At 62.4% G+C, this 16,599-nt stretch carries 14 protein-coding genes; 4 read left to right on the top strand and 10 right to left on the bottom strand.

All coding sequences use genetic code 11. The features are described from left to right. Positions 1–96: 96 nt before the first annotated feature. The 4 genes from greA to dapB form a co-directional block, all read right to left on the bottom strand. Entirely contained in the window at positions 97–573 is a 477-nt protein-coding gene (gene greA, locus BOH68_RS00690; RefSeq protein WP_077379500.1) for a transcription elongation factor GreA, read from the bottom strand. After that, positions 570–3,800, bottom strand: coding sequence for a carbamoyl-phosphate synthase large subunit (gene carB / locus BOH68_RS00685; RefSeq protein ID WP_077379502.1), 3,231 nt, complete (start codon positions 3,798–3,800; stop codon positions 570–572). Before carB ends, greA begins: the two co-directional genes overlap by 4 nt. A gap of 67 nt (positions 3,801–3,867) precedes the next feature. After that, complete coding sequence (gene carA / locus BOH68_RS00680) at positions 3,868–5,013, bottom strand: glutamine-hydrolyzing carbamoyl-phosphate synthase small subunit (RefSeq protein ID WP_181013928.1); 1,146 nt, start codon at positions 5,011–5,013, stop codon at positions 3,868–3,870. A 577-nt stretch (positions 5,014–5,590) separates the two neighbouring features. Beyond that, positions 5,591–6,397: a 4-hydroxy-tetrahydrodipicolinate reductase gene (dapB, locus tag BOH68_RS00675; RefSeq protein WP_077379506.1), complete on the bottom strand. Its 807-nt coding sequence runs from the start codon at positions 6,395–6,397 to the stop codon at positions 5,591–5,593. A gap of 210 nt (positions 6,398–6,607) precedes the next feature. On the opposite strand from dapB, the gene BOH68_RS00670 reads away from it, so the two are divergent. Further along, positions 6,608–7,633 carry an esterase-like activity of phytase family protein gene (locus tag BOH68_RS00670; protein ID WP_077379508.1) on the top strand — a complete coding sequence of 342 codons (1,026 nt, stop codon included), beginning with the start codon at positions 6,608–6,610 and terminating at the stop codon, positions 7,631–7,633. A 133-nt stretch (positions 7,634–7,766) separates the two neighbouring features. Here the strand turns inward: BOH68_RS00670 and dnaJ are convergent, their stop codons facing one another. From dnaJ to grpE, 3 genes are all read right to left on the bottom strand, one after another. Beyond that, positions 7,767–8,915: a molecular chaperone DnaJ gene (gene dnaJ, locus BOH68_RS00665; RefSeq protein WP_077379510.1), complete on the bottom strand. Its 1,149-nt coding sequence runs from the start codon at positions 8,913–8,915 to the stop codon at positions 7,767–7,769. A gap of 168 nt (positions 8,916–9,083) precedes the next feature. Continuing rightward, a complete protein-coding gene (gene dnaK / locus BOH68_RS00660; RefSeq protein WP_077379512.1) occupies positions 9,084–11,006 on the bottom strand; it encodes a molecular chaperone DnaK in 1,923 nt (640 codons plus the stop codon). Between the two features lie 216 nt (positions 11,007–11,222). Beyond that, positions 11,223–11,852, bottom strand: coding sequence for a nucleotide exchange factor GrpE (gene grpE, locus BOH68_RS00655; protein ID WP_077379514.1), 630 nt, complete (start codon positions 11,850–11,852; stop codon positions 11,223–11,225). A 364-nt stretch (positions 11,853–12,216) separates the two neighbouring features. On the opposite strand from grpE, the gene recN reads away from it, so the two are divergent. Further along, the gene (gene recN, locus BOH68_RS00650) at positions 12,217–13,887 is read left to right on the top strand and encodes a DNA repair protein RecN (protein WP_077379980.1); all 1,671 of its coding nucleotides are present in this window, start codon (positions 12,217–12,219) and stop codon (positions 13,885–13,887) included. Between the two features lie 155 nt (positions 13,888–14,042). Here the strand turns inward: recN and fur are convergent, their stop codons facing one another. Further along, a complete protein-coding gene (gene fur, locus BOH68_RS00645) occupies positions 14,043–14,465 on the bottom strand; it encodes a ferric iron uptake transcriptional regulator (protein WP_077379516.1) in 423 nt (140 codons plus the stop codon). A gap of 78 nt (positions 14,466–14,543) precedes the next feature. Between fur and BOH68_RS00640 the strand changes: the two genes are divergently transcribed. Then, positions 14,544–14,972, top strand: a complete 429-nt coding sequence (locus tag BOH68_RS00640) for an outer membrane protein assembly factor BamE (protein WP_077379518.1) — start codon at positions 14,544–14,546, stop codon at positions 14,970–14,972. Between the two features lie 159 nt (positions 14,973–15,131). Here BOH68_RS00640 and BOH68_RS00635 read toward each other — a convergent pair whose 3' ends face one another. Both BOH68_RS00635 and BOH68_RS00630 read right to left on the bottom strand, forming a co-directional pair. Beyond that, positions 15,132–15,440, bottom strand: coding sequence for an RnfH family protein (locus BOH68_RS00635; RefSeq protein ID WP_077379521.1), 309 nt, complete (start codon positions 15,438–15,440; stop codon positions 15,132–15,134). Positions 15,441–15,512: 72 nt separating this feature from the next. Then, complete coding sequence (locus tag BOH68_RS00630) at positions 15,513–15,950, bottom strand: type II toxin-antitoxin system RatA family toxin (RefSeq protein WP_077379522.1); 438 nt, start codon at positions 15,948–15,950, stop codon at positions 15,513–15,515. Between the two features lie 162 nt (positions 15,951–16,112). Here BOH68_RS00630 and smpB point away from each other — a divergent pair, with 162 nt between their 5' ends. After that, positions 16,113–16,589 (top strand): SsrA-binding protein SmpB, encoded by a 477-nt coding sequence (gene smpB / locus BOH68_RS00625; protein WP_077379524.1) that lies wholly within the window; start codon positions 16,113–16,115, stop codon positions 16,587–16,589. The last annotated feature ends 10 nt before the right edge of the window (positions 16,590–16,599 follow it).

The following is a 16,599-nucleotide window of genomic DNA, read 5'->3' as shown; positions in this document are numbered from 1 at the left end:
CAGGCAAAAAAACAGCCCTGCCGGGATGACCGGCAGGGCTGTCACGACATCAGGATCTGACGAATCAGAGGCGATGCTCTTCAGATGTGACGTGCTTCAGATGTGATGCACTTCGGAGATTTCATACTCCACATCGCCACCCGGGGTACGCACGACCACGACATCCCCTTCTTCCTTGCCGATCAGCGCACGCGCGATCGGTGAGGTAACGGAGATCTTGCCGTCCTTGATGCTGGCCTCATCCTCACCCACGATGCGATAGCGCACTTCGCTGTCGTCATCGAGGTTCATCAGATCAACCGTGGTACCGAAGATCACCTTGCCTGTCTTGGGCAGCTTGGTGACATCGATGACCTGGGACATCGAGAGCTTGGCTTCAATCTCCTGGATACGCCCCTCGATGAAACCCTGTTGCTCACGCGCGGCGTGATACTCGGCGTTCTCCTTGAGATCGCCGTGCTCACGTGCTTCCGCGATGTCAGCGATGACCTTGGGGCGTTCCGTGCCCTTGAGGTGCTCGAGCTCCTTGCGCAGGCGATCTTCGCCCTCGACGGTCATCGGACTTCTACTCATATCATGACTCCTGCATGCAGATCCTGGAGACGACGGACCTTGACATCGTTTCCGTACTCGAGCGCCATGCACACGGCATTGGCACCCGCCAGCGTCGTGGCATAGGGCACCTTGTGCGCCAGCGCAGTGCGGCGAATCACGGACGAGTCATTGATGGCCTGACGTCCCTCAGTGGTGTTGACGATGTAGGCGATCTCGCCGTTCTTGATCATGTCGACGATATGCGGCCGCCCCTCGAACACCTTGTTGACGGGTTCAACCTCGAGCCCGGCAGCGGCAATCACCTCTGCCGTGCCACGGGTAGCACAAAGCGTAAAGCCCAATGTTACCAGAGAGCGGGCCACCTCGATAACGCCCGCCTTGTCGAACTCGCGCACGGACAGGAACGCCTTGCGATCGCCCGTCAATGTCGGGATGGCTTCCCCGGCGCCCAGCTGCGCCTTGTAGAAGGCCTCGGCGAAGGTATCGCCAGAACCCATCACTTCACCGGTGGACTTCATTTCCGGTGACAGGATCGGATCGACACCCGGGAACTTGGCGAACGGCAGCACCGCTTCCTTGACGCTGTAGAAGGTCGGTACGATTTCCTGGGTGAAACCGATCTCTTCCAGGGTCTGGCCGGCCATGCAACGCGCGGCGATCTGCGCCAGTGACTGGCCGATGCACTTGGAGACGAAGGGCACGGTACGCGAGGCACGCGGGTTGACCTCGATGACGTAGATCACGCCATCCTGCCAGGCCAGCTGAACGTTCATCAGACCGATGACGTTGAGCTCCAGCGCCATGCGCTTGACCTGCTCACGCATCTCTTCCTGGACGTCTGCCGGCAGCGAGTACGGCGGCAGTGCGCACGCCGAGTCACCGGAGTGGATACCAGCCTGCTCGATGTGCTGCATGATGGCGCCGATCACGACCTGCTTGCCATCGGACACCGCGTCGATGTCGACCTCGATGGCGGCATTCAGGAAGTGATCCAGCAGCACCGGCGAGTCATTGGAGACCTTGACCGCGTGGGTCATGTAGTTCTCGAGCTCGGAAGCGGAGTAGACGATTTCCATCGCGCGTCCGCCCAGCACGTAGCTCGGACGCACCACCAGCGGGTAGCCGATGGTTTCGGCCTTGACGAAGGCCTCCTCGAAGCTGCGTGCGGTGGCGTTTTCCGGCTGGATGAGACCGAGCTTCTCGATCATCTGCTGGAAACGTTCGCGGTCTTCGGCGCGATCGATGGCGTCCGGCGTGGTACCGATGATCGGCACACCGGCGGCCTCGAGCTCACGGGCCAGCTTCAGCGGCGTCTGACCGCCGAACTGGACGATGACACCGACAGGCTGTTCCTTGTCGGCGATCTCCAGCACGTCTTCCAGCGTCACCGGCTCGAAGTAGAGGCGATCGGAGGTGTCGTAGTCGGTGGACACGGTTTCCGGGTTGCAGTTGACCATGATGGTCTCGTAGCCGTCCGCGCGCATGGCGAGGGAGGCGTGGACGCAGCAGTAGTCGAACTCGATGCCCTGACCGATGCGGTTCGGACCACCGCCCAGCACCATGATCTTCTTCTTGTCGCTGACCTCGGCCTCACACTCCTCCTCGTAGGTGGAGTACATGTAGGCGGTGTCGGAAGCGAACTCCGCGGCACAGGTATCGACACGCTTGTAGACCGGGCGAATGCCCTGCTGCTGACGATGCTTGCGGAAGGCCTTCTCGGACACGCCCATCAGGCGCGCCAGACGGGCATCACTGAAGCCCTTGCGCTTGAGACGGAACAGACGATTGGCATCCATCTCGCCCAGAGAACTTGCCGCCACTTCGCCTTCCTGAGCGATCAGGTCGGCCAGCTGCACCAGGTACCAGCGGTCGATGTTGGTGAGACGGAAGATCTCTTCGATGCCAAGGCCGGCACGCATGGCGTCGGCGATGTAGAAGATACGCTCGGCACCGGCGGCCTGCAGCTCGCCCTTGATGCGCGCCATGTTCTCGTCGCCATAGTCGGCCACGATGGGATCGAGACCATCGACACCGGTCTCCATGCCACGCAGTGCCTTCTGCAGGGATTCCTGGAAGGTACGACCGATGGCCATGACTTCGCCGACCGACTTCATCTGCGTGGTCAGACGGTCATTGGCCTGCGGGAACTTCTCGAAGGTGAAGCGCGGAATCTTGGTGACGACATAGTCGATGGACGGCTCGAAGGACGCCGGCGTCTTGCCACCGGTGATGTCATTCTGCAGCTCGTCCAGGGTATACCCGATGGCCAGCTTGGCGGCGATCTTGGCGATCGGGAAACCGGTCGCCTTGGAGGCCAGTGCAGAGGAGCGCGACACGCGCGGATTCATCTCGATCACGACCATGCGACCGGTGTCCGGGCAGATGCCGAACTGGACGTTGGAGCCACCGGTCTCGACACCGATCTCGCGCAGGACGGCCAGCGATGCATCACGCATCAGCTGGTATTCCTTGTCGGTCAGGGTCTGTGCCGGGGCGACAGTGATGGAGTCACCGGTATGCACGCCCATCGGGTCGAAGTTCTCGATGGCACACACGATGATGCAGTTGTCGTTCTTGTCACGAACGACCTCCATCTCGTATTCCTTCCAGCCCAGCAGCGATTCGTCGATCAACAGCTCACGGGTCGGCGACAGCTCGAAACCGCGATGGCAGATCTCTTCGAATTCTTCACGGTTGTACGCCACGCCGCCGCCGGAACCGCCCATGGTGAAGCTGGGACGGATGATGGACGGGAAGCCCAGCTCGGCCTGGATTTCCCAGGCCTCTTCCATGGAGTGTGCGACCTTGGCCTTCGGGCACGCTAGGCCGATCTTCTTCATCGCCTTGTCGAAGCGATCACGGTCTTCGGCCTTGTCGATGGTATCGGCGTTGGCACCGATCATCTCGACGCCGAATTTCTCGAGCACGCCTTCGCGCTCCAGGGCCAGTGCACAGTTCAGTGCGGTCTGGCCACCCATGGTCGGCAGGATGGCGTCCGGACGCTCCTTCTCGATGATGCGCGCCACGGTCTCCCAGGTGATCGGCTCGATGTAGGTCGCGTCGGCCATCACCGGGTCGGTCATGATGGTGGCCGGGTTGGAGTTGACCAGGATGACCCGGTAACCCTCTTCACGCAGGGCCTTGCAGGCCTGTGCGCCGGAATAGTCGAACTCGCACGCCTGGCCGATGACGATGGGGCCGGCGCCGATGATCAGGATGCTTTTCAGGTCTGTACGTTTCGGCATGTCTCTTCCCGCAATGATCTGGTGACTGAACTCAACGATGGATCAGGCCCTCGGGCCTGCGCTCGGCTCAGCGTCGCGCGCGCATCATCTCGATGAAACGATCGAACAGCGGGGCGACGTCCTGCGGGCCGGGGCTGGCTTCCGGGTGACCCTGGAAGCTGAAGGCCGGACGGTCGGTGCGCTCGATGCCCTGCAGACTGCCGTCGAACAGCGACTTGTGGGTCGCGCGCAGATGGCTCGGCATACCGGCTTCATCCACCGCGAAGCCATGGTTCTGACTGGTGATCATCACCACACCACTGTCGAGATCCTGCACCGGGTGGTTGGCACCATGGTGACCGTGGCCCATCTTGACGGTGCTCGCACCGGAGGCCAGGGCCAGCAGCTGGTGACCGAGGCAGATGCCGAAGACCGGCGTCTCGGTCTCGAGCACTTCACGAATCGCGGTGATGGCGTAGTCGCAGGGTTCGGGGTCGCCCGGACCGTTGGACAGGAAGATGCCATCCGGGTTGAGCGCCAGCACCTCGGCGGCAGGCGTCTGCGCCGGCACGACGGTCAGACGGCAGCCACGCGATGCCAGCATGCGCAGGATGTTGTGCTTGACGCCGTAGTCGTAGGCGACCACGTGGAAGGGGCGCTCTGACTCACGGGTGTCGGCGTAGCCTTCTCCCAGGGTCCATTCGCCTTCGTGCCACTCGAATGACTCGCGGCAGGAGACTTCCTTGGCCAGGTCCATGCCCTTGAGGCCCGGGAAGGCACGAGCGGCTTCCAGCGCACGCTCGACGGAGTCATCTCCCTGAGCATCCTCACCGGCGAGAATGGCGCCGTTCAGCGAGCCCTTCTCGCGCAGGATGCGCGTCAAACGACGCGTATCGATATCCGCGATGCCGACGACATTCTCGTCACGCAGGTACTGATCGAGAGAGCGAGTGGAGCGGAAGTTGCTGGCCAGCAGCGGGAGGTCGCGGATGACCAGGCCGGCGGCCGCGACATGATCGGACTCGTTGTCCTCGTCGTTGATGCCGGTATTGCCGATGTGCGGATACGTCAGAGTGACGATCTGTCGGGTGTAGGAGGGATCGGTCAGGATTTCCTGGTAGCCGGTCATGGCAGTGTTGAACACCACCTCGCCACTGGTCTGCCCATCAGCGCCGATGGCGCTGCCGTGAAATACACTGCCGTCTTCCAAGGCCAGTATCGCGGGTTTGATCAACGCAACGTCCTCCCCTAAGTGTCCACTTTCCTGCCCGGAATCCGCGGTCGAACACCGGACATGCTGCTTGATTGTCGTACTCGGCTGACGCCGAGTCTGGGTCCCGCTGCCACTCTTCCCACGCGCCTTCCCCATGTGAGGAGCGCTCGCCGGAAGCGGCAAATTCAGGCTGCAAAAAAGCGGGACGAAACCGAAAAATCAGGCTTCATCCCGCTTGTTATCATTCTTCGGAATATTGCTTGTCACAGCGGCCCCAAGAGTGCGGCCAAATTGGGTAGAGATTACCCGAATCCTGCGGCGCTGACCACCCCATGACTGCACCGCGAGCGGGCGGCAGTGCCCACCATACGGTCGTTTCGTCACAGCGGTCAGCTTATTGGAGCATCGGGAGTGATCGCGAGCCTGTCCCCTGAATCACCTGCCAGGAACGTTTCCCGCCGCAAGGTGCGACATCCATCACTGCCGACGGACAATATCCTGTCGGCGGTGACAGCTTCCACGATGCGCCCGGAAGCCACTCGAACGCGGCAAATCGAGTGCCCGGGACGCGATCTCGACCCGAGCCCCCGACGGGACATCACTTGAGACCCAGCACGTCCTGCATGTCATAGCGTCCGACGCCACGCGCTGACAGCCACTCGGCGGCACGCGCCGCGCCCTTGGCGAAGGTCATGCGGCTTGAGGCCTTGTGGGTGATCTCGATGCGCTCGCCTTCGGTGGCGAACATCACGGTATGCTCGCCGACGATGTCACCGGCACGCACGGTGGCGAAGCCGATTTCCTTGTCGGCGCGCGGACCACACTGTCCTTCGCGTGCAAAGACACCGTGGGTCTCGAGATCACGACCGATGGCATGTGCCACCGCCTCGCCCATCGCCAGTGCCGTGCCGGAGGGGGCATCGACCTTGTGGCGGTGGTGCGCCTCGATGATCTCGATGTCATACCCCGCATCCCCCAGTGCCTGGGCTGCCGTTTCCAGCAGCTTCAGCGTCAGATTGACGCCGGAGCTCATGTTGGCGGCAAACACGAAGGGCACGCTGTCGCGATAGCCATCCAGTTGCTCGAGCTGCTCCGGGCTGAAACCGGTCGTGCCGATGACCATGCGCTTGCCGTGCTCCGAGCACAGCGCCAGATTGGCCAGCGTCACCTGCGGTGCGGTGAAATCGATCACGACATCGACGTCATCCACCACGGCGGCCAGACTGTCACTGGCGACCACACCCAGACGCCCCTGCCCCGCCAGCTCGCCGATGTCGGCACCTGCCAGGGAGCTGCCGGCCTCGACGATGCCCGCTGTCAGCGTCAGGCCTTCCACGGCACCGACGGCCTCGACCAACGTGCGTCCCATGCGTCCGGCGACGCCCATGATTGCGATACGGGTCATGCTGACTCCTGCCTGTTGTGGGTCTTGAGGGCAGCCACCCCACGGCGATGATGAGGGTGTGCCACCTGTGCTGTCTCCGCGAGTATATCAGCCGCCTGCAGCGTTGGCTGACGTCATGTATTTGCCCCCGTTACGCGCTAGAGTAGCGGGAGACTGAGTTCCTGCCCGTCCACGTCACTCCCTCTTCACCGCTCAGTTCCCGGAGTCAGCATGTCGCTACTTCATCGTTATGCCATTCGTCATTGGCGCCTGCTGCGCCTTGCGACCCTTGCCACGGCAGTTGCCGGCCTGCTGAGTGCCTGTGGCGTTCACCCGCGCCCCTACTCGCTGGCCTCGCCGGAGCAGATGAGCCAGCTGCCGGAGATCCAGTGGTGCGGCACCCTCAAGCTGCCAGGCAAGTGGCTGGATGGCACCCCCGTCGGCGGCCTGTCCGATATCGGCTGGGACAAGGATGAATCCCTGCTGTACGCCGTGTCGGACCGAGGCTGGCTGCACCGCCTGCGTCTGGCCTTCCGCCATGGGGAGCTGGTCGGTGCCAAGGCACTCAAGACCTATACGCTGCGCGACGAGACCGACATCTCCCTGCAAGGCGCCCTGAGCGATGCCGAAGGCATGCAGCTGCTGAAGGACCACAACGGCCGGCGCGGCGATACCCGTCTGGTCATCAGCTTCGAGCAGCAACCCCGAGTCGAGCACTTCCTGCCCAGCGGACTGGCGATCAGCGAACCCGCCACCCCCGTGGGCGTACGCGGTGCCGCCCCCAACAATGGCATGGAGGCGCTGACCCTGCACCCCGAGTACGGCCTGCTCGCCGGTCTGGAAGCCACCCCGGAGGGCATGGACGAAGGCACCACGCGCCTGTTTACGCTGGATGGCAAGCAGGAATGGCGCTACCCCCTGGCCAGCGACACGGGCTCGAGCCTGACCGCCATGGAGATGCTGCCGGACGGGGACATCCTGATGCTGGAGCGCGCCTTCTCGCCGCCCTATCCGCTGGTCATCAGCCTGCGTCGCGCACATCTGGGAGAGCCGGGGACGACCGTCGAGGTCCGCACCCTTGCCCGCCTGTCGAGTGGCGAGGGGTGGTCACTGGACAACTTCGAAGGGCTCACGCACCTGGAGGGCAATCGCTTCCTGATGGTCTCGGATGACAACTTCAGCAGCTTCCAGACCACGCTGCTGAGCTGTTTCGCGGTGATCGAGCCCGAGGCCTTCACGCCAGCCTCTCAAGAGTGAAACATCGCCTGACAGCGCATCGCTGATGACATGTCAGGCGAGCCCTGACAATGAAAAAGCCCCACACCCGAGTCATCGGGGTGGGGCTTTCGCGTTGCGCATCCGCCAGCGCGGAGGAGAACGAAGACGCAGCCTAGGGCTTCATGTCCTCGAAGAACTTCTTCACGCCATCGAAGAAGCTGTTCTCCTTCGGCGAGTGGCTCTTGCCGGTATCGCCAAGACTCTGCTGGAACTGGCGCAGCAGCTCCTTCTGCTCTTCGTTCAGGCTGACAGGTGTCTCGATGACCACCTTGCACAGCAGATCGCCGGCAGGGCCACCACGCACCGGCTTGACGCCCTTGCCGCGCAGTCGGAACAACTTGCCCGTCTGGGTCTCGGCCGGAATCTTGAGCACGACACGACCATCCAGCGTCGGGACGTTGAGCTCACCACCGAGCGCTGCATCCACGAAGCTGATCGGCACTTCACACTGCAGGTGACGCCCATCACGCTTGAAGATCTCGTGCTCGCGCAGATTGACCTGGACATACAGATCACCTGACGGCCCGCCGTTGACACCGCCCTCGCCTTCGCCGTTCAGGCGGATACGGTCACCGGTGTCGACGCCCGGCGGAATCTTGACCGAGAGGGTCTTGGATTCCTGCACGCGGCCTTCGCCGTGACATTTGCGGCACGGCACGCTGATCTTCTCGCCACGCCCGTGGCAGGTCGGACATGCCTGCTCGACCGCGAAGAAGCCCTGCTGCATGCGCACCTTGCCCATGCCGTTGCAGGTCGGGCAGGTTTCCTTGGTGGAACCCGGCTCGGCGCCGTCACCATCACAGTGACCACAGGCAGCCAGACGCGGCACGCGGATGTCGACCGTGGTACCCGCGACCGCCGATTCCAGATCGAGATCAAGGTTGTAGCGCAGGTCGCTGCCACGCTGAGGAGCGTTCGGATTGCGACGGCCACCGCCGCCACCGAAGATGTCACCGAAGACATCGCCGAACACGTCGCCGAAGCCACCGGCACCACCACCAAAGCCACCGCCGCCGAAGCCACCGCCGCCCTGGCCGTCGACACCGGCATGACCGAACTGGTCATAGGCCGCGCGCTTGTCCGCATCGGACAGCACTTCGTAGGCTTCCGACACTTCGCGGAACTTCTCCGCCGAGGCCTCGTCATCCGGATTGCGGTCAGGGTGATGCTTCTGAGCCAGGCGTCGGTACGCCTTCTTGATGTCCTTGGTGTCGGCGCCACGCTCGACACCAAGCACTTCGTAATAATCACGCTTGGACATGGATCAGGTCCGCCTGGATTGCTGGCAGCCCAAGGCTGCCTGTCTGTTCTGGGATATCGGCTGTCACCGACAGCGTGCGCCCACGCGATACGCTACCGGTGCAAACGACAACGCGGGACACCTTCGCAAGGCTCCCGCGCTGTCATCAGACGTCGTTCAAGAGATCCCTCAGGACTTCTTGTCGTCGTTGACTTCCTCGTACTCGGCGTCAACCACGTCGTCGTCTTGCTTCTTGTCAGCCTGACCGTCGCCAGCCTGCTCACCCTGGGCACCCTGCTCGGCGTACATCTTCTGCGCCAGGTTGCCGGAGGCTTCGGTCAGCGCATCCAGCTTGGCCTGGATCGCGTCCTTGTCGTCGCCTTTCAGGGCTTCTTCCAGCTCGGAGATCGCCGTCTCGATGGCTTCCTTCTCGCTGGCTTCGGCCTTGTCACCGGCTTCGGTCAGGGTCTTTCTGGTCGCGTGGATCATGCCATCGGCCTGATTGCGCAGCTGAACCATTTCCTCGAACTTCTTGTCTTCGTCGGCGTTGGCTTCCGCGTCACGCACCATCTGTTCGATCTCTTCGTCGGACAGGCCACCGGAAGACTTGATGACGATGGACTGTTCCTTGCCGGTGGCCTTGTCCTTGGCGGACACGTTCAGGATACCGTTGGCATCCAGATCGAAGGCGACTTCGATCTGCGGCACACCACGCGGGGCCGGCGGAATGTCGGCCAGGTCGAAACGCCCCAGGGACTTGTTCTGTGCCGCCTGCTTGCGCTCACCCTGCAGGACGTGGATGGTCACCGCGCCCTGGTTGTCGTCAGCGGTGGAGAACACCTGAGACTTCTTGGTCGGGATGGTGGTGTTCTTCTCGATCAGCGGAGTCAGCACGCCACCCATGGTCTCGATGCCCAGCGTCAGCGGCGTCACGTCCAGCAGCAGCACGTCCTTGACGTCGCCACCCAGCACGCCGCCCTGGATACCGGCGCCGACGGCGACCGCTTCATCCGGGTTGACGTCCTTGCGCGCTTCCTTGCCGAAGAATTCAGCGACCTTGGACTGCACCAGCGGCATGCGAGTCTGACCACCGACCAGGATGACATCGTCGATCTCGGAAGCGGACAGGCCGGCATCGGCCAGAGCGGTCTGGCACGGCTTCAGGGAGCGAGCGACCAGCTCATCGACCAGCGACTCGAGCTTGGAACGGGTCACCTTGACGTTCAGGTGCTTCGGACCGGTGTTGTCTGCGGTGATGTACGGCAGGTTCACGTCGGTCTGCTGAGCGCTGGACAGCTCGATCTTGGCCTTCTCGGCAGCTTCCTTCAGACGCTGCATGGCGAGATTGTCGCCGGACAGGTCGATGCCGCTGTCGGACTTGAACTGGTCAACGAGGTAGTTGATCAGATGCATGTCGAAATCTTCACCGCCCAGGAAGGTGTCGCCGTTGGTGGCGAGCACTTCGAACTGGGTCTCACCGTCGACGTCCGCGACTTCGATGATGGAGATATCGAAGGTACCGCCACCCAGGTCGTAGACCGCGATGGTCTTGTCACCACGAGACTTGTCCATGCCGTAGGCGAGTGCCGCGGCAGTCGGCTCGTTGATGATGCGCTTGACCTCGAGACCCGCGATGCGGCCGGCGTCCTTGGTCGCCTGACGCTGGGAGTCGTTGAAGTAGGCCGGCACGGTGATGACCGCTTCGGTGACTTCTTCACCGAGGTAGTCTTCTGCGGTCTTCTTCATCTTCTTGAGGATTTCCGCACTGATCTGCGGCGGTGCCATCTTCTTGTCCTTCACCTGGACCCAGGCATCGCCATTGTCGGCTTCGACGATCTTGTACGGCACCATCTTGATGTCTTTCTGGACGACATCATCCTTGAACTTGCGACCGATCAGACGCTTGACCGCGAACAGGGTGTTCTCCGGGTTGGTCACTGCCTGACGCTTGGCCGACTGACCGACAAGGATCTCGTTGTCGTCGGTGTAGGCGATGATGGACGGCGTGGTGCGGCCACCTTCAGCGTTTTCGATGACCTTGGTCTTGTCGCCGTCGAGCACTGCCACACAGGAGTTGGTAGTACCCAAGTCAATACCGATGATGCGTCCCATAATCGTATACCTCGAATCTGTTGCTAGCCTGAAAGATGAGTCTGGTTGTCGGTACCTTGTGTCGGCACCTGAACTTGCTTCAATAAGTGGGGTCACGCGTCAGGCTTTCAAGGGTGTGCTGGCATTTTTTGCCGCCCTGATCCTCCTTGAAGCCCCGCAGGGCGGGCATGTGCCATCACGACACATGCCCTCATGGCCACTCGACCCCGCAGGGCCTCAGTTGGCCTTGCTGACCGCGACCATCGCCGGACGCACCAGGCGACCATTGAGGGTGTAGCCCTTCTGCATCACGTCGATGACGCTGTTCGGCTCGGCATCCGGAGATGGCACCATGGCGACCGCCTGATGGTATTCCGGGTCAAAGGGCTCGCCGTGGGGGTCCAGCTGCTCGACGCCTGACTTGTTCAGGGCATCCAGCTGCATTTTCAAGGTCATCTCGATACCTTCGACATGTGCCTTGGCTGCCTCGTCGTCGCTCATGGACTCAAGCGCCTTCTCGAGCGAGTCCACCACCGGCAGCATTTCCTTGACGAACTTCTCCAGCGCGAACTTGCGAGCCTTCTCGGCATCCTGTTCGGCGCGACGGCGCGCGTTCTGCGCCTCGGCAGCTGAACGCAGCGCCTGGTCCTTCGCCTCCTTAACCGCCTGCTCGAGTTCCTCGACCTGAGCGGCCAGCATCTCGGCTTCCGGATTGTCGATCAGCTCACCTTCGCTTTCGGCGGCGACATCGGTGGCATCCAGTATGTCTTCAATCACTTCGCCTTCCGGAGTTTCCGGCTGCGGCTCGGCGTCGCGAGCGGCACGCTGAAGTTCTTCATCCATCGGGGTCTGCGGATCCTGAGCCATGCTGTTCTCCTGCGGGCCGACGTCTGTGCGCCATTGCCCTGTTCGTGGCCTGCGGAGCCTGCCTCGAGACGACGAAGGCAAACCCCTGAAGACAGGCCATGAGTTGCCTGTAGGGCAGCAAGGCCGCGCCATTGCTGCCGACGATGAGTGTCAGGGCCTTTATATGGGGCCGGCACTCGGCTTCTCAAGCCTTCGATGCGGCTTTTCTGCCAGCTGAGTCCGGCATGGATTGAAGGCCGACGGAGCGTGCTGTATAAAAAGCCATATACACTGTATGTACATCCTGTATGGCGACTCCGTAGTCACCCCCGAAACGGGCAATGATCGGCACGGCGTACGCCCCAGCTTCCCTTCGGAGGTAGTCATGCTGCTACAGCTCGCCATTCAAGATTTCGCCATCGTCGAGACACTGGAACTCGATTTTCGCCGCGGCATGACCGCCATCACCGGCGAGACGGGTGCCGGCAAGTCCATCCTGCTCGGTGCGCTCGGCCTGTGCCTGGGCGAACGTGCCGATGCCGGCAGCGTGCGACACGGCGCGGATCGCGCGGATCTCATCGCACGCTTCGATATCACAAGCCTCAGCGATGCGCGCGAGTGGCTCGACGAACGTGAGCTGGGCAGCGACGACTGCCTGCTGCGCCGAGTGATCACCGCCAGCGGACGCTCGAAGGCCTGGATCAACGGCACCCCCTGCACCATCGCGGACCTGCGGGAACTGGGTGAGCACCTGATCGACATCCATTCCCAGCACGCCCACCACTCGCTGTTGAAGGAAGAGACGCACCTGCGTCAGCTCGACGAGTACGCCGGGATCGAGACGCAGGTGACGCAGCTGCGCGAGGACTTCCGCCACTGGCAGGAGGCACATCGCCGCCTCAAGCGCATGAGCAATGATGGCGACGAGGTACGCGCTCGTCGCCAGCTGTTGCGCTATCAGGTCGAGGAGCTTGATGAGCTGGCACTCAGCGAGGGCGAGCTGGAGGCACTGGAGCAGGAGCAGGAAACCCTGGCCAATGCCGAACAGATTCTCAGCGAGGCACAGGCCGCCGCCGAGTGCTGCGATCATGATGATGAAGGTGCCCTCGCGCGCCTCAATCAGGCCGTGGCGCGACTGACACACCTGCCGGGCAGCGAGCAGGGTTCGCTGGCCAGCGCACTGGGCATGCTGGAAGAGGCACGCATCCAGATAGAAGAAGCGGCACGCGAGCTGAACCGCTTCGTCGAAGTCACCGAACTCGACCCGGAGCGTCTGGCCTTCGTCGATGAGCGCCTTGGGCGCATCCACCAGATCGCCCGCAAGCATCATGTCTTGCCCGAGGAGCTGCATGGCCTGCACCAGCGACTGAGCGAGGAGCTGGAAGGGCTCGGGGGTGACGAGGAGGCCATCGAGGCCCTGCGTCAGGAAGTGGCGGCCCGCCGGGATGCCTGGAAGATCCTGGCTACTGAGGTCGGGACGTCACGAGCCGCTGCCGCCCCCCAGCTGGCCAGCGACATCCAGGATCAACTGGCCTTCCTCGGCATGGGCAAGGCGACGTTCGAGGTTGCCGTCGAGCCACGCGAGCGCCCGCAACCCGAAGGCATGGAGCGCATCCACTTCCGCATCAGTGCCAACCCGGGGCAGCCGCCGCGGGCGCTGGCCAAGGTCGCCTCGGGCGGTGAACTGTCCCGTGTCTCGCTGGCCATTCAGGTGGTGGCCGCCAGTCGCTCGACCATTCCCAGCCTGGTCTTCGATGAAGTGGATGTCGGCATCTCCGGTGCGACCGCCGAGATCGTCGGTCAGCTGCTGCGCCGACTGGGCGACAAGGGTCAGGTGCTGACCGTCACCCACCTGCCTCAGGTCGCGGCCCAGGCGCACCAACATCTGCATATCGAGAAGCAGGCAGAGAAGAACACCACACGTACCCACATGGCACTGCTGGACGAGAGTGGTCGCGTGCGGGAGCTGGCACGCATGCTGGGCGGCATTCACCTGTCCGAGCAGACCCTGGCACACGCTCGCGAGATGCTCAGCGCGGCGGACAGCCGTCACTGAGCCCCGACAGGCCGCCTTCCCGACGTCCATTCGTCCAATGAACCTCCTGGCAGTTCGAACGCCAGAAACACCAACGGCCGCCCCTGTGGGGCGGCCGTTGGTGTTTCTGTCCTGCAGCGAACCTTGTCATCCCTGACACAGGCGAGGCCTGAGCATCAGCTGTCGCTCTTGGTGTCCTTGGGACGCACGTAGAGCACCAGCGCATGCTCGACCAGCTCATAGCCATGCTCCTCGACGATCTCGCGCTGGCGGCGCTCGATCTCGGGATCACAGAACTCTATGATCTCGCCGCTGTCCAGACATACCATGTGGTCATGGTGTTCTTCCTGGGACAATTCGAAGACAGCATGGCCGCCATCGAAATTGTGACGCATCACCAGTCCAGCAGTTTCAAACTGGGTGAGCACACGATAAACCGTCGCCAGACCGACATCTTCGCCAGCCTCAAGCAACGCCTTGTACACGTCCTCGGCACTCAGGTGTCGATCCATCGATTTCTCGAGGATCTGCAGGATCTTGACTCGCGGTAGGGTTACCTTGAGTCCCGCCTTGCGCAGTTCATGGTTCTGATCGGCCATGCTGGGGTACTCTTCGCAGTCGCTTGATGTATCAGGTATGATCGGCCAAGGCAAAACGATAGGGAATCTTCAGGGCAAATGCAAAACTTGATCAAAACAGTCGCCTTTTGCAGCGCCCTGTCGCTGCTCACCGGGTGTAGCTACTTCAGCGTCTACAAGCGCGACCTTCCACAGGGCAACCTGATCAAGCCGGAAATGGTCGAGCAATTGAAGCCGGGCATGAGCCGCGAACAGGTCATCTATGTGATGGGTTCACCGCTGCTAACCGCTCCCTTCAGTGAGAATAGCTGGGACTACGTATATCGCCTCAAGAAAGCGGACGGCGAGATCATCAACAAGCGCGTCACGCTGAATTTCGACGGCGATGTGCTTTCCACCATCGACAAGAGCGGCGACATCGACAAGGAAACCGTCATCGTGCCGGACCTCGACATCGACCCGCGTGCCGCACAGCCGAACCGCAACGACAGTGGTGCAGGCGCCGCTGACCTGCCGGACGAGCTGTAAGTCGACCGCCAGCGGGCCCGTCATCGACGGGGCCGGCTGGCGGGAAACGGCATGCCCGCAAGCGCTCGGACGGCAAGAGGGACCGAGTCGTGATGACAGACGGGGCACCCCAGGGTGCCCCGTCTTGCGTACGGTCGCCGATGCCCGGTGAGGACACCGCTACTTCTCGGCGCGTGCCTTGTCGGCTCGGCGCTTGCGAGCAAGCTTGGGGTCGTTGATCAAGGCACGGTAGACCTCGACCCGGTCACCGGCATCCAGCACGTGCTCATCGGGCTTGCGCAGCGCCTTGCCGAAGATCCCGAGATCCGCCTCGAGAAAGACCTCGGCGCCCAGTGTCGGGAAATGTTGCTCGAGATGTGCCATGCGCACGGCCTCGCGCGCCGTGGTTCCCGGCGCGACGGCCAGGGAGACGATCTTCTGCTTCTCCGGCAGCGCATAGGCCACCTCGACCGTGATTCTGTCGCTCATGCTTGCTCCTGTCGGACTCACCTTTCAGACCACGTCATCAGGCCTTCTCTACGGCCTTGCCTGTGGCGGACATCAATTCGCGCCGTACAGCTGGTCAGCACGCCGCGTGAACGCCTCGACCATCTGACCGGCGACCTGACTGAACAACTTGCCGAAGGCCATGCCCAGCAGGCGATTGCTGAATTCGAAATCCAGCTCCAGCGAGACCTTGCAGGCATCCTCGCTCAGCGGCGTGAACAGCCAGCGTCCCTCGAGACGCTTGAAAGGGCCGTCGACCAGACTCAACTCTATGCGCTGGGGGGCGAACAGATCATTGCGGGTCACGAAGCTCTGCTCCATGCCCGCCTTGGACAGAGTCAGCCTGCCCACCAGATGGGCGTCATCCTGCTCAAGCAACTGGGCATCGCTGCAGCCCGGCAGGAATTCGGGGTAACGCTCGAAATCATTGACCAGATCGAACATCGCCTGGGCCGAGTGCCGAACCAGGGCAGACCGGTTGACCGTAGGCATCTAGCTCTCCGCTGACTTGGATACGCGCCTTGCGTATCATGAACAATGGGCCGGCGCATGAAGTGCCGTCTGGCCTTGAATGGTAACACGCCTCCCCCCATCCAGAAGGATGCGCCAGCTGTCCGTCGGGCAGTGGCAGGAGCACACGACAAACGAGGCAACATGGGCAAGAAAAAGAAACCCCAACAGGGCGGCAACCTGATCGCCCAGAACAAGAAGGCACGCCACGAATACCACATCGAGGAAGCCTTCGAGGCGGGGCTGGTACTGGCAGGCTGGGAGGTCAAGGCGCTGCGGGCGGGCAAGGGCCAGCTGACGGACACCTACATCGTGATCAAGAACGGTGAGGCCTGGCTGCTCGGCTGTCATATCCATCCGCTGGAGACGGTCAACACCCACGCGGTGGCGGACCCGCAACGCACGCGCAAGCTGTTGCTGCACAAGAAGCAGATCGCGCGCATCTTCTCGCGCACCCAGGACAAGGGTCACACCTGTGTCCCCATCAAGCTGTACTGGAAGAACGCGATCGTGAAATGCGAGATCGCGCTGGTGGAAGGCAAGAAGATGCATGACAAGCGTGCCACCGAGAAGGACCGTGACTGGAATCGCCAGAAGGCACGTATCCTGCGGGATCGCTGAGACTGTCAGC

It is taken from the genome of Cobetia sp. MM1IDA2H-1 (genome assembly GCF_002916775.2).
Classification (GTDB): domain Bacteria; phylum Pseudomonadota; class Gammaproteobacteria; order Pseudomonadales; family Halomonadaceae; genus Cobetia; species Cobetia marina.
This window is presented reverse-complemented; position numbering and strand designations above follow the sequence as displayed.